We start from the raw sequence: 13,523 nt of genomic DNA, 5'->3' as shown, positions 1-13,523 counted from the left end.
CATCCCGCCCCGCCCTCCTAGCTTGCGGCGGCGACGTCCCGGTGGGTGTGGGCGGCGAGCATCCGAAGCGCCTCGGTGACCGTTTCGCCCCGAATGTTGTCCCGACTGCCGACCAGGTGGAGTTCGCGTACCTCGCTGCCGGAGGGACCGGCGACCGCGACGTAGACCAGCCCGACCGGCTTGCCGTCCTGCGGCTCCGGCCCGGCGACGCCGGTGGTGGCCAGGCCCCAGTCGGCACCGCAGCGCCGCCGCCCGCCCTCGGCCAGGGCGGCGGCCACGTCGCCGTCCACCGGGCCGCGCGCCGTCAGCAGATCCGCCGGTACGTCGGCGAGCTGCTCCTTCAGCTCGGTGGCGTACACCACCAGTCCACCCCGGTAGACCGCGCTCGCCCCGGCGATCTCCACGATCGTGGCGGCCAGCAGTCCACCGGTCAGCGACTCGACGGTGGCGAGGGTCTCCCGTCGCTCGGTGAGGCGGTGCACCACACCGGCCGCCGCGCTGCCCATCTGTCCTTCGCCCTCTTTGACACCCACGCCCTGCATCCTTCCCGACAAGTGGACGGTCTACTCGCCGCAGCGCCGGGCGGACGGTCAGCGGGCGCGCCGCAGCCGCAGAGCCTGGGCGATGTAGTCGAACCCGGTGACCACCGTCACCGCCACCGCCGCCGCCATGATCCACGGGCCGATCGCGGCCAGGGTGTCGGGCATCGGCCAGAGGTACCAGGTGATGGCGAGGATCTGGAGCGCCGTCTTGACCTTGCCGCCCCGGCTCGCCGCGATCACCCCACGCCGGATCACCCAGAAGCGCAACGCGGTGATGCCCAGCTCGCGGGCGAGGATGACCACCGTCACCCACCAGGGCAGTTGGGCGTACCAGGAGAGCAGCAGCAGGGCGGCACCGGTGAGCGCCTTGTCCGCGATCGGGTCGGCCACCTTGCCGAACGCGGTGACCAGCGAGAACCGGCGGGCGATCCAGCCGTCGACCAGGTCCGTCGCCGACGCCACCACGAAGATCACGCAGGCGACGCTGCGCCACCCGGCGTGCGTCATGCCGGAGACCACCACACAGGCGGCGAAGACCGGTACGAGCAGCAGCCGCAGCCCGGTCAACGCGTTGGCGGCGTTGACCACCGGGACCACCCGGGCCACCACGGGCAGCGGGGTGGACTCCGTCGCCTCGGTCATCGGCGCGTTCTCCGGCAGCACACCTGGTCGCTCTCCCGCTTCGTCCTGGCCGGCGGTCACCGTGTCGCGCCGGGCGCCGCCGAGATCATCTCATCGGGTACGGCGACCAGGTCGACGCCCTCGGTGTCGGTGACGGTGGCCCGGACCAGGTCACCGGGGCGCAGCGCGGCCAGGTCGACCCCGCCGCCGTCCGGGGCGACCAGGGTGGTGGAGCCGTCCACCTCGGGCGCCTGGTGTGCGGCCCGCCCCTCGACCATTTCGCCGTCGACCGAGTCCACCAGCACCTCGACCGTGCTGCCGAGGCGGTCCTCGGCGCGCTGCGAGCACAGCTCGTCGGCGAGGGCGCTGAGCTTGTCGTACCGGCGTTTGATGGTGGCGGCGGAGACCTTGCCGGGCAGCCCGGCGGCCTCGGTGCCGTCCTCGTCGCTGTAGTCGAAGACGCCGATCGCGTCGAGCCGGGCCTCGGTGAGGAAGCGGACCAACTCGTCGTAGTCGGCGCGGGTCTCGCCGGGGAAGCCGACGATGAAGTTGCTCCGCGCGCCGGCCTCCGGGGCCAGGGCCCGCGCCGAGGCCAGCAGTTCCAGGAAGCGGTCGGTCGAGCCGAAGCGCCGCATCCGGCGCAGCACCGGCTCGCTGGAGTGCTGGAACGACAGGTCGAAGTAGGGCGCCACGCCGGGCGTGGTGGCGATCGCCTCGACCAGGCCGGGCCGGGTCTCGGCCGGCTGGAGGTAGCTGACGCGGACCCGGACGATGCCGTCGATCACCGCGAGCTGCGGCAGCAGCTTCTCCAGCGCACGGGGGTCGCCCAGATCCTTGCCGTAGGAGGTGGAGTTCTCGCTGACCAGCACCAGCTCGCGGACACCGCTCTTGGCCAGCCACTCGGCCTCGGCCAGCAGCTCGTCCGGGGTCCGCGAGACGAACGCGCCCCGGAACGCCGGGATCGCGCAGAACGTGCAACGCCGGTCGCAGCCGCTGGCCAGCTTGAGCGAGGCCACCGGGCCGCTGTCCAGGCGGCGACGCAGCACCGGCCGCAGGTGCGCCGGGGTGTGTTCGTCCACCTCGGCCACCGTGCCGTGGCCGGGCAGCGACACCGCGCTGCCCCGCCGGGCGACCGGGGTCAGCGGCAGCAGTTCCCGCCGGTCGCGGGGGGTGTGCGCGGCGAACTCCCGCCCGGCGACGACCGCGTCCAGCCGGGCCGCGATGTCCGGGTAGTCGTCGAAGCTGAGCACCGCCTGCGCCTCGGGGAGGCTGTCGGCCAGTTCCCGGCCGTACCGCTCCGCCATGCAGCCGGCCGCCACCACCTTGGCGCCGGTGTCGGCGGCGGCCAGCAGCGTCTGGATCGAGTCCTGCTTGGCCTTCTCCACGAAGCCGCAGGTGTTGACCACCACCACGTCGGCGCCCTCGCCGTCGGTGGTCACCTGCCAGCCGTCGGCGTGCAGGCGGGCGGCCAGCTCCTCCGAGTCGACCTCGTTGCGGGCACAGCCCAGGGTCAGCAGGGCGACCCGGCGGCCGTCGGCGGGCTGCTCCGGGTCGCGGGGCGACGCCGGACGCACCGCCTGGGAGTCGTCGACAGGAGAGGTGGCAGACACCATCCGAGGGTACCGGGCCACCGGCTCCCGCCCGACAGCCCGGCCGGACCCCGACCGACCGGGCCGACCCGACCAGCCGGGCCGGACCGGGCGGCGGACCCCACCGGGCCGCACGGGCGGGCGTCAGGCCGCCGGGGCGAGCACCGAGACCAGGCGGTCGAGCAGGAAGACCTCGGCGCCGGCCAGGCCGACCGCGCAGAAGACCGAGATCTGCTCCGCGCCGGTGCGGCCGGGTGCCGTGCCCGCCAGCACCGCGCCCAGGTCGCGCAGGCGGGCGGCGTACGGCGGCTGGGCCGCGAGCATCGGCGGGACGTACGCGCCGGCCTGCTCCGGGGAGTCGCTGGCCAGCACGGCGGCGGCGTCCAGCAGGTCGGGACCGAACTCGGCCCGGTCGCACTGCTTGAAACCGACGGCGTTGACGTGCGTTCCCGGTGAGACGTCGGCGGCGGTCAGCACCGGCGTGGTGGACGTGGTGGCCAGCACCACCACGTCCCGGTCCCGGATGGCGGCCCGCGCGGTGTCCACCGCGCGGGCCGGGATGCCGAGTTCGGCGCGGACCCGGGCGGCGAACGCCTCCCGGCGGGCCGCCGAGCGGCTGTGCACGGTCATCTCGCGCAGCGGTCGTACCGCGGCGACGGCCCACACCTGGGCCCAGGCCATCCGGCCGGACCCGATCACGCCCAGCGTGGTGGCGTCCGGGCGGGCCAGGGCGTCCACCGCGACCCCGCCGGTCGCACCGGTACGCCGGGACCCCAACTCCTCCCCCACCGCCACCGCCCGCACCGCCCCGGTACGCCCGTCGTGCAGCACCACCACCTGCTCGGCGCCCGGGTGTCCGAAGGTGTCGTACGACCGGTAGCCGTACCACTCGTCGCGCAGGTGTCCGGCGGTCAGCACCATCCGGCCCCCGCCCAGCGACGCGGCGGCCCGGGGCGGTGCCACCAGCCGTCCCCCGTACGCGGCGAGCAGGGCCTGGCGCATCGCGTCCACGGTGGTCGCGGCGTCCAGCGCGGCGGCGACCTCCGGATCGGAGATGAGGACCGTCATGGCGCCATCGTGCAAGGTGAAGTCAGGTTGAAGTCCACTCCCGGTGAGCGTTCTCACCCGCGGCGTCCGCCACGTCCGGTGCTACGGTCGGTCCCGACGGCCCCCGTGGCCGTCCCGGACGAGTCGTGGGCGTACCCGGTGAGCCAAGACGCCCCGCGTGATGGACCGACTCGTCCCGGCGCCCCGGCGGCCCGGGCGGACCTGAAGAGGTGACCCGATGGCCTGGATCGCGCTGGTGATCTCCGGACTTCTCGAAACGGCGTGGGCGATCGCCCTGGACCGCAGCGCCGGCTTCACCCGACCCGTCCCCTCCGCGATCTTCGCGGTCACGCTGGTGCTCAGCATGGCCGGACTGGCGTACGCGCTGCGCGAGATCCCGGTCGGCACCGGCTACGCGATCTGGGTCGGGATCGGCGCGACCGGCACCGCCCTGGTCGGCATGCTCGCGCTGGGCGAGTCGGCAAGCGTGCCCCGGCTGCTCTGCCTGCTGCTCGTCGTCGCCGGAGTGATCGGGCTCAAGGTCTACCACTGACCCGTGTCCCGGCGTGCCGTTTGGACGGCGCCCCGACATGGGTACTGGCCGATCAACGACGAGTTGACCACCGGAGGAGATCATGGCCAACATGCACGCCGGCACCCGCCCGCGCACCAACGCCGCCCGCATCTGCACGATCCTGGGCTTCGTCTTCGCCGGTCTCGCACTGTTCCTGTTCCCGCTGCTGTTCGGCCTGGTCGCCGTCGGGCTCGGGGTGGCCGGCGCGGTGCAGGGCGACAAGCCACTCGGCTGGTACGCCGCCGGGGCGGGCGTGGCCGCGATCCTGCTCAACCTGGTCCTCGCGGCAGCCCTCGCGAGCTGACCCGCGCCGCCGCAGACGTGGAGGGGCCCGCCGGATGTCCGGCGGGCCCCTCCACGTCTGCGGGTCGGTCTGGTGCGACGGCACCGACCGACCGGCCAGGCGGCACCGAGGTCAGCCCTCCGTGCCCCGCAGCCCCTCCAGGACCTCTTCCAACTCGTCCGGCTTGATCAGCACGTCGCGGGCCTTGGACCCCTCGGAGGGCCCGACCACGCCCCGCGTCTCCATCAGGTCCATCAGGCGGCCCGCCTTGGCGAACCCGACCCGCAGCTTGCGCTGGAGCATCGAGGTCGAGCCGAACTGCGAGGTGACCACCAGCTCGACCGCCTGCACCAGCAGGTCCAGGTCGTCGCCGATGTCCTCGTCGATCTTCTTCTTGCTCTCCTGCGCGGCGGTCAGCACGTCGGAGCGGAACTCCGGCTCGCGCTGGTCCTTGCAGAACTTCACCACGTCGACGATCTCGCGCTCGGTCACCCAGGCGCCCTGGATCCGTACCGGCTTCGACGCGCCCATCGGCAGGAACAGGCCGTCGCCGCGCCCGAGCAGCTTCTCCGCGCCGGGCTGGTCCAGGATGACCCGGGAGTCGGCCAGCGACGAGGTGGCGAACGCCAGGCGGGACGGCACGTTGGCCTTGATCAGACCGGTCACCACGTCGACCGAGGGCCGTTGGGTGGCCAGCACCAGGTGGATACCGGCGGCCCGGGCGAGCTGCGTGATCCGGACGATCGAGTCCTCCACGTCGCGCGGCGCGACCATCATCAGGTCGGCCAACTCGTCCACGATCACCAGCAGGTACGGGTACGGGCGCATCTCCCGCTCACTGCCCGGCGGTGCCTTGATCTCGCCGCTGCGCACCTTGCGGTTGAAGTCGTCGATGTGCCGGACCCCGTTGGCCGCCAGGTCGTCGTAGCGCATGTCCATCTCGCGGACCACCCACTCCAGCGAGTCGGCGGCCTTCTTCGCGTTGGTGACGATCGGGGTGACCAGATGCGGGATGCCCTCGTAGCCGGTCAGCTCGACCCGCTTCGGGTCGATCAGCAGCAGCCGCACCTCGTCCGGCGTGGCCCGGGTCAGGATGGACATCAGCAGGGTGTTGAGGCAGCTCGACTTGCCCGCGCCGGTGGCACCGGCGATCAGGATGTGCGGCATCTTGGCCAGGTTGGCCACCACGAAGCCGCCCTCGATGTCCTTGCCGAGGGCCACCACCATCGGGTGGTGGTCGCTGGTGGCCGCCCGCGACCGCAGCACGTCGCCGAGCGCCACGTTCTCCGGGTCGGTGTTCGGGATCTCCACGCCCACCGCGCTCTTGCCCGGGATCGGGCTCAGGATGCGGACGTCGGGCGACTTCACCGCGTACGCGATGTTGCGGGAGAGCTGGGTGATCCGCTCGACCTTGACGCCGTGGCCCAGCTCGACCTCGTACCGGGTCACCGTCGGCCCCCGGGTGAAACCGGTCACCGCCGCGTCCACGTCGAACTGGTCGAAGACGCCGGTCAGCGCCGCGATCACCTCGTCGTTGGCCTTGCTGCGGCTCTTCGGCGCGGCACCGGTGCTCAGCATGTTCGCCGGGGGCAGCGCGTAGTCCCCGGCCAGCCCGGTCAGCGCGAGCTGCTCGGCCCGGGTCGGCGCGGGCGAGTGCTCCGGCGGCTCGGCCGGCTTGCGGCTGGCCGGCACCCGGGACGGTGCCTTGCGCGGCAGGACGACGGTCTCCTGGAGGTCCACCCCGTCCAGGTCCTCGAAGTCGTCCGGGTCGATCGGCGGAGGCGTGCGCTTCGCCGGCCGTCGCCTCGGTGGAGTCGCGGGCGTCCCGGCCTCGTCCTCCTCCTCGGTGCGGCCGATCACGGTCCCGGCCAGCAGGCCGAGCCGCTCGGGCACCTTGTTGATCGGGGTCGCGGTCACCACCAGCAGCCCGAACACCAGCAGCAGGAGCAGCAGCGGCACCGCCACCCAGGCGGTGACGGCACGCTCCAGCAGGCTGCCCACGCCCGCGCCGACCAGGCCACCGGCGAAGTCCCGCTCGCCGGGATCGGCCGGCTGCTGGCCGATGTGCAGCATCGCGGCGGTGGCGACCAGCATGGAGCCCCAGCCGATCAGGCCACGGCCCCGGTGCTCGGGGTCGCCGGGTTGCCGCATCAGCCGCCACGCGCCGATGCCGAGCAGCACCGGCACGACGATGGAGATGGCACCGAGGAACAGCCGGATCGTGTCGGCGAGCTGGGCGCCCAGCGGGCCGGCCCCGGAGAACCACAGTGCGCCTGCGGTGAGCAGAGCGAGGCCGATCACCAGCAGTCCGGCACCGTCGCGACGGTGCTCCGGATCGATGTCGGCGGCGGAGGCGGCCTGTCGACCGGTGGCGCGTACCGCCCACCCGACGCTGTGCGCCAGGCCCATCCACACCGCACGGACCGCCCGCCCGACGTACGCCGCCGGGCCCGGTCCCCGGGTGGTGGTGCGACGCCGGACCGGCGCCCGGGTCTTCTTCGCCGGTTGACGGGCACGACTGTTGTTCGTGCCACCGCGCGGCGACGCGCCGCGTCGGCGGCTCGCCTGAGAGGTACGGCCCGCCATAGCATCACCGTAACGGCGGTCCCGGGGATACGCCGGTCTTACTGGTCGCGTCCGCGTGTCGCAGCACGGACGCCGCCACCTGCCGTGATAATCGCCGGACCGAAGGGTGCCCGATGGCGTCGCCGGAGTTCGAGGACGGACCGTTGGCCGGACACCCGTCGGCACTGCGGCCGTTGACGCACGACCTCGTCTCGGCCGTGCTGGCGCACCGGGGACACCCGGTCACCGCCGACGGGGACGCGCTGGTCGGCCGGTGGGCCGAGGGCCACATCTGGTTCCTGCGTGCCGGGGACGACGGCGAGATCCTCCAGGTCCGCACGGTGGCCACGCCCGCCTTCGGGGTCGCGGAGGTGCCCCGGCTGCACGGGTTCTGCAACACCTGGAACCACGACCTGTTCTGGCCCAAGGCGTTCGTCCACGTCGACGACGCCGGCCGGGCCCGGGTCTGCGGAGAGGTGATCACCGACCTGGAACGCGGCGTCACCCCGCACCAGCTCGACCGGCTGCTCGGCCGGGGCATCTCCACCGGCCGCAGGCTGGCCGCCGAGGTGGGCCGGCTCGTCGGGTCGGCGCGGTCGTGACCGGCTGGCCGACCGGCCCCGGACGGGGTCGACAGCGCACCCGGAGCAGCGCGCCGGCTCCCGGCGAACGGCCCGCCGACGCGCTGCACGACGCCCGGGACATGCCCGACGGCGAGGCGCGGATCGCCGAACTGGAACGCGTCGCCGCCCTCGCCGAAGCGGTCGGCGACCCCGCCACCGCCCGGACCGCCTGGTCCGAACTGGTCGAGACACACCTGCGCGGCGGCGAGCGGTGGCGGCTGTTCGAGCCCGTCCGGCGCTGCCTCGACGCCGCCGCCCGCACCCGGCCGGACCGCGGCGGCCCGGACGACGAGACGCTGCGCCGCTACCGCCGGTACGCCGCCGAAGCCCTGCTCGGCACCCCCCGCATCGGCCTGGACCAGGCCGCACACCTGCTCGGCACCGACACCGACGTCGCGACGGCGGCGCTGGACGGCCACGACACGGACGCGGTGGTGGCGCAGGTGCGCTGCCGGATCGCCGACCACCTCGGCGACGAGCCCACCGCCCGGCACTGGCTACGCCGGTGGCAGGCCGCGACCGGCGACCCGGCCGCCGGATGCCCCGACTGTCTGCCGGTACGCCAGGCCGACCTGCTCGCCGGCTGGGGCGACTGGACCGCGGCGCTCGCCGTCGTCGCGTCCGTCCTGGACGGTCCGCATGGCTGCACCGCCCAGCCCGAAGCGGCCCTGACCGGGGCCCTGCTGCCCTGGCTGCGGGCCGGTGAGACGCAGCGGGCGGCCCGCGCCCACGTGCACGCGTACCGGCGGCACCGGGTCGAACCCGACGGGTTCGGTCACCTCGCCACCCACCTGCGCTTCTGCGCCCTCGGCGGGTACCCCGGGCGCGGACTGGCGATCCTGGTCGAGCAGTTGCCCCGGTTGGACCAGCCGCACGACGACCGGTCGGTGATGGAGTTCACCGCCGCCGGCGCGCTGGTCTGCGCCCGTGCCGCCGACGACGGCGACGGCCCGGTGCACCGACCGGCGTACCGGGGACGGCCGGCGGCGCAGGTCACGGTGAGTGCGCTCGGCGCCGAGCTGCTCGCCGTCGCGACCGCGCTGGCCGGCAGCTTCGACGCCCGCAACGGCACCGGGCACCAGTCCGGCCGGATCGCCGCCTGGCTGGCCGAACGCCCGCTGGCCGAGCCGGTGCCGCTGCCCGGCGAGGACGAGATCGAGCCGGACCACGAGCCGTGGCCCGGCGCCCCTCCACCGGCCGGGTCCGGTGGCGACACGACCGGTGTAGAGGTCACGACGGGCGACGGGACCGGTCCGGCGGACGAGATCGGCGCGTTGACCGTGGGGATGATCACCGAGGCGCTGGACCGGCGCGGCGACGGGTACGCCCTCGATCCGACCGGCACCGTGCTCGGGCGCTGGGGTGACGCGGTGATCCAGTTCCGGCGGGCCGGGGAACGCGGCGAGATCCTGCACGCCCGGGTGGTCGCCGGTCGGCGGTTGCCGGCCGCCCGGCGCGCCGAGGCGTACGCGTTCTGCAACGGGTGGAACCGCGACCGGCTGCTGCCCAGCGCGTACGTGCACGATCCGGGCGGGGGTGAGCTGGTGCTGGCCGGCGAGGTGACCACCGACCTGGCGTACGGGGTCGCCCCGGCACAGGTCACGGTGCTGGTCGACGCGGCGGTCCGCACCGGCGTCGCGTACGCCGAGGCGGTCGCCGCCCTGCCCTGAGCGGACATGCGACGGCCCGGCCGGACGTGACGCGTCCGACCGGGCCGAAGGGGGATCAGCGTCGGCTGCCCAACGTGGCGAAGTTCTGCGTGGTGAGCAGCGTCAGGTTGTTGCGTTGCAGGATCTCGTTGACCGGCTGGTAGAACGTCGTGCCACCGCGTACGCAGTCGCCCGAGCCGCCGGAGGTGACGCCCTGCGCCTGGTTGCCCGAGATCCACGAACCACCCGAGTCACCGGGCTCGGCGCAGACGTTCGTCCGGACCAGACCGCTGACCAGACCCTCCGGGTAGCGGACGGTGGCGTTGCGGGCCTGCACGGTGCCGCAGCGCACGCCGGTGGTGGAGCCGGACCGGCAGATCGACGACCCGGCCGGCACCTCCTGCGAACCGGCGACCCGGGCGATGCCGCCCCGGAAGTCGGTCACCTCGGGCAGCACCCGGGTGTTCTGGTTGACCTGCACGAAGGCCCAGTCGTCGCCGGGGAAGGAGGAGGCCCGGAAGACGCCCTGTAGTTCGCCGTCAGCACCCGAGGTCCGGGCACCGACCCGGCCGCAGTGCCCGGCGGTCACGTAGCCGCCGACCACCGCGAAGCCGACCGAGCAGCGGCCTGCGCCGACGAAGAACGGCTCACCGCCACGGACGTCGGCGAAGAGGCGCGGCTGCTCCTCGGTGGCCATCCGGACCGCCTGGCGGGGTACGCCGGCACGGGCCACGAAACGCCAGCCGGCCGCTTCGGCACCCGGAGCGGCGAGCACCACCACGCTGTTGGTGGCGACGTCGACGTACCAGCCGGAGACGTCCTCGGCCCGCGCGGCGGTCCGGTCCATCCGGGTCTTGATCGCGTCGAGCTGGCCGACGCCGCGCTCCACCACCTTCGGCACCGCGCCGGTGGCGCGTACCCGCTGTGCCTGGGCCGCGTCGGCGACCGCGACGTTGAGCTGGCCGCCGTCGGCGCTCAGCCAGCTACCGGCGTAGTCCCCGCCGAGGTCCGCCCGGAGCTGGTCGACGACCCCGCTGGCCCAACGCTCGGTCTTCAGCCGCGCCGCGACCTGCGCCTGGTCCAACCCCAGGTCCCGACGCATGGCCTCGACCACCTCGGCGTCGGCGCCCGCCACGGCCTGGCCGGTCGGCGCGGTGCTCGGCGCGCTGCCGTCACCGGCGAAGGACGGCAGGGCCACCGCCGCCGCCGCGCCCACCGCCGCCACCACGACACCGATGGCTGTCAATCGTCTGCGGTCCATCCGCCATGCTCCTCCCGGCGGGCGCGGGGCACGCCTGCCGGATCGGAGTACGGGCGGATGGACCGAACGGTTCAGACTTCGACGACAGTGGGCACGATCATCGGCCGACGCCGGTAGGCGTCGTTGACCCAGCGGCCCACGGTGCGGCGGACGATCTGCTGGAGCTGGTGCGGGTCGGTGATGCCGTCCGCGGCGGCCCGGTTGAGAGCCTCGGTGACCAGCGGGATCACCGCGTTGAACGCCTGCTGGTCCTCCGAGAAGCCCTTCGCGGACACGGTCGGCCCGGCGACCACCTTGCCGGTCACCGAGTCCACCACCACGGTCGCGGCGATGAACCCGCCGTCACCGAGGATGCGACGCTCGGTGAGCAGCGACTCGCTGACGTCACCGACGGCCAGACCGTCGACGTAGACGTACCGGCTCTTGACCCGCCCGACCAGGCTGGCCCGCCCCTCCACCAGGTCGACCACGTCGCCGTCCTCGCAGAGCACCACCCGGTCGGCCGCCACCCCGGACTCGATGCCGAGGCGGGCGTGCGCCCGCAGGTGCCGCCACTCCCCGTGCACCGGCATCAGGTTGCTGGGCCGCACCACGTTGAGCAGATAGAGCAGCTCACCGGCGGGAGCGTGACCGGAGACGTGCACCTTGGCCACGTCCTTGTGCACCACCACCGCACCGGCCCGGGCCAACCGGTTGATCACCCGGTAGACCGAGGTCTCGTTGCCCGGCACCAGCGACGAGGCCAGCACCACCGTGTCGCCCGGGGCGATCGTGATGTGCCGGTGGTCGCCGCTGGCCATCCGGCCCAGGGCGCTCATCGGCTCGCCCTGCGACCCGGTGGACATCAGCACGATCTGCTCGGGCGGCATCGACGTGGCCTCGTCCAGACCCACCACCAGACCCGCCGGGATGTTGAGCAGCCCCAGGTCACGGGCGATACCCATGTTGCGGACCATGGACCGGCCGATCAGCGCGACCTTGCGGCCGTGCTCCAGCGCCGAGTCGAAGACCTGCTGCACCCGGTGCACGTGCGAGGCGAACGAGGCGACGATGATCCGGCCGCGCGCCTTCGCGAAGATCGAGTCGAGGACCGGGCCGATCTCCCGCTCCGGGGTGACGAAGCCGGGGATCTCCGCGTTGGTGGAGTCCGACAGCAGCAGGTCCACACCCTCGGCGCCGAGCCGGGCGAACCCGGCCAGGTCGGTGATCCGACCGTCCAGCGGAAGCTGGTCCATCTTGAAGTCGCCGGTGTGCAGGACCAGGCCCGCCGGCGTACGGATGGCCACCGCCAGCGCGTCCGGGATCGAGTGGTTGACGGCGAAGAACTCGCACTCGAACGGACCGAGCCGCTCCCGGCCGCCCTCGCGCACCGTCAACGTGTACGGCTGGATCCGCCGCTCCGCCAGCTTCGCCTCGACCAGTGCGAGGGTGAACTGGGAGCCCACCAACGGGATGTCCGGCTTGTGGGCGAGCAGGTACGGCACCGCGCCGATGTGGTCCTCGTGGCCGTGGGTCAGCACGATCGCCTGGATGTCGTCGAGCCGGTCGAGGATCGGACCGAAGTCCGGCAGGATCAGGTCGACGCCGGGCTGCTCCACGTCGGGGAAGAGCACGCCGCAGTCGACGACCAGCAGCTTGCCGTCGTACTCGAAGACGGTCATGTTCCGGCCGATGGCGCCGAGCCCGCCGAGCGGAATGATCCGCAGTCCGCCCTCCGGCAGCGGCGGGGGAAGTTGGGCCTCCTCGTTGTGCGCCTCGGTCACGCGTTCACCTCATTCTGCGACGCCGTCACCCGGCGTCCGTCGTGTCGTTTGATCATTCGGGCAGCGGTAGCCCGGCCGCCGCGCAGTCGGCGCGGAGCTGGGCGAGCTGGTCTTCGGTGGCTTCCACGAGCGGCGACCGGACCGGCCCGGCGGGCAGCTTCGACGCGTTCAAACCCGCCTTGACCAGGATCGTGCCCTGGGTACGGAAGATCCCGGTGAACAGCGGCAGCAGCCGACGGTGCAGGGCGAGCGCGGTCGCGGTGTCCCCCGCGTCGTACGCCTCGATCATCCGCTTGGTGTCGGCCCCGGTGAAGTGCGTCGAGGTGCCGACCACGCCGACGCACCCGACCGCGAGCGCGGGCAGCGTGAAGGCGTCGTCGCCGCTGTAGAACGCCAGGTCCGTACGGCTGGTCACCCAGCTCGTCGCGGTGATGTCGTTCTTGGCGTCCTTGACCGCGACGATGCGGCCGTGCTCGGCGAGCCGGACCAGCGTCTCGGTCTCGATCGGCACCCCGGAGCGGTGCGGGATGTCGTAGACCATCACCGGCAGGCCAGTGGAGTCGGCCACCTCGGTGAAGTGACGCAGCAACCCGGCCTGCGGCGGCTTGTTGTAGTACGGGGTCACCACCAGCAGCCCGTGCGCACCGGCCTTCTCCGCGGTGGCGGCCAGCTCGACGGTGTGCCGGGTGTCGTTGGTGCCGACCCCCGCCACCACCCGGGCCCGCTCACCGACGGTCTCCACCACGGTCCGGATCAGGCGTTCCTTCTCCGCGTCCGTGGTGGTCGGCGACTCGCCGGTGGTGCCGTTGACCACCAGCGCGTCGTTGCCCTGCTCGGTCACGAGGTGGTCCGCGAGTCGCGCGGCGCCGTCGAGGTCGAGCGCACCGTCGGCGGTGAACGGGGTCACCATCGCGGTGAGCACTCGTCCGAAGGGGCGGGAGGCCGCCCGGACCGGTGTGTCAAGGTGGTCGTGCGTCATGGTGACAACCTAGCGGACGGCCGGCGG

12 protein-coding genes and 1 riboswitch are annotated in these 13,523 nt (G+C 73.5%); of the genes, 4 read left to right on the top strand and 8 right to left on the bottom strand.

Annotated features, from left to right (window positions below; genetic code table 11):
- Positions 1 to 17: 17 nt before the first annotated feature.
- The 4 genes from ACQVFL_RS07535 to ACQVFL_RS07520 all read right to left on the bottom strand — a co-directional run bounded on the left by ACQVFL_RS07535 (position 18) and on the right by ACQVFL_RS07520 (position 3,820).
- A complete protein-coding gene (locus ACQVFL_RS07535) occupies positions 18 to 542 on the bottom strand; it encodes a CinA family protein (protein WP_396691646.1) in 525 nt (174 codons plus the stop codon).
- A gap of 48 nt (positions 543 to 590) precedes the next feature.
- The gene (pgsA, locus tag ACQVFL_RS07530; RefSeq protein ID WP_396691647.1) at positions 591 to 1,184 is read right to left on the bottom strand and encodes a CDP-diacylglycerol--glycerol-3-phosphate 3-phosphatidyltransferase; all 594 of its coding nucleotides are present in this window, start codon (positions 1,182 to 1,184) and stop codon (positions 591 to 593) included.
- 56 nt (positions 1,185 to 1,240) lie between these two features.
- Positions 1,241 to 2,776 (bottom strand): 30S ribosomal protein S12 methylthiotransferase RimO, encoded by a 1,536-nt coding sequence (rimO, locus tag ACQVFL_RS07525; protein WP_431729024.1) that lies wholly within the window; start codon positions 2,774 to 2,776, stop codon positions 1,241 to 1,243.
- 120 nt (positions 2,777 to 2,896) lie between these two features.
- The gene (locus ACQVFL_RS07520; RefSeq protein ID WP_431729023.1) at positions 2,897 to 3,820 is read right to left on the bottom strand and encodes an ornithine cyclodeaminase family protein; all 924 of its coding nucleotides are present in this window, start codon (positions 3,818 to 3,820) and stop codon (positions 2,897 to 2,899) included.
- A 92-nt stretch (positions 3,821 to 3,912) separates the two neighbouring features.
- Positions 3,913 to 3,978, top strand: a riboswitch (guanidine-III (ykkC-III) riboswitch).
- 59 nt (positions 3,979 to 4,037) lie between these two features.
- Here ACQVFL_RS07520 and ACQVFL_RS07515 point away from each other — a divergent pair.
- Positions 4,038 to 4,352: a DMT family transporter gene (locus ACQVFL_RS07515; RefSeq protein ID WP_396691650.1), complete on the top strand. Its 315-nt coding sequence runs from the start codon at positions 4,038 to 4,040 to the stop codon at positions 4,350 to 4,352.
- An 82-nt stretch (positions 4,353 to 4,434) separates the two neighbouring features.
- Positions 4,435 to 4,677, top strand: a complete 243-nt coding sequence (locus ACQVFL_RS07510) for a hypothetical protein (protein ID WP_396691651.1) — start codon at positions 4,435 to 4,437, stop codon at positions 4,675 to 4,677.
- 111 nt (positions 4,678 to 4,788) lie between these two features.
- Here ACQVFL_RS07510 and ACQVFL_RS07505 read toward each other — a convergent pair whose 3' ends face one another.
- Complete coding sequence (locus tag ACQVFL_RS07505) at positions 4,789 to 7,242, bottom strand: FtsK/SpoIIIE family DNA translocase (RefSeq protein ID WP_396691652.1); 2,454 nt, start codon at positions 7,240 to 7,242, stop codon at positions 4,789 to 4,791.
- Positions 7,243 to 7,355: 113 nt separating this feature from the next.
- Here ACQVFL_RS07505 and ACQVFL_RS07500 point away from each other — a divergent pair, with 113 nt between their 5' ends.
- Together ACQVFL_RS07500 and ACQVFL_RS07495 are read left to right on the top strand one after the other, a co-directional pair.
- The gene (locus tag ACQVFL_RS07500) at positions 7,356 to 7,823 is read left to right on the top strand and encodes a YbjN domain-containing protein (RefSeq protein WP_396691653.1); all 468 of its coding nucleotides are present in this window, start codon (positions 7,356 to 7,358) and stop codon (positions 7,821 to 7,823) included.
- Positions 7,820 to 9,514: a YbjN domain-containing protein gene (locus ACQVFL_RS07495; RefSeq protein ID WP_431729022.1), complete on the top strand. Its 1,695-nt coding sequence runs from the start codon at positions 7,820 to 7,822 to the stop codon at positions 9,512 to 9,514. Before ACQVFL_RS07500 ends, ACQVFL_RS07495 begins: the two co-directional genes overlap by 4 nt.
- A gap of 55 nt (positions 9,515 to 9,569) precedes the next feature.
- Here the strand turns inward: ACQVFL_RS07495 and ACQVFL_RS07490 are convergent, their stop codons facing one another.
- The 3 genes from ACQVFL_RS07490 to dapA form a co-directional block, all read right to left on the bottom strand.
- Positions 9,570 to 10,754, bottom strand: coding sequence for a S1 family peptidase (locus ACQVFL_RS07490; protein ID WP_431729021.1), 1,185 nt, complete (start codon positions 10,752 to 10,754; stop codon positions 9,570 to 9,572).
- Between the two features lie 71 nt (positions 10,755 to 10,825).
- A complete protein-coding gene (locus ACQVFL_RS07485; protein WP_396691656.1) occupies positions 10,826 to 12,517 on the bottom strand; it encodes a ribonuclease J in 1,692 nt (563 codons plus the stop codon).
- A gap of 52 nt (positions 12,518 to 12,569) precedes the next feature.
- Complete coding sequence (gene dapA, locus ACQVFL_RS07480) at positions 12,570 to 13,496, bottom strand: 4-hydroxy-tetrahydrodipicolinate synthase (protein WP_431729020.1); 927 nt, start codon at positions 13,494 to 13,496, stop codon at positions 12,570 to 12,572.
- Positions 13,497 to 13,523: the final 27 nt, after the last annotated feature.

This window comes from Verrucosispora sp. TAA-831 (assembly GCF_050780145.1).
GTDB lineage: Bacteria > Actinomycetota > Actinomycetes > Mycobacteriales > Micromonosporaceae > Micromonospora.
This window is presented reverse-complemented; position numbering and strand designations above follow the sequence as displayed.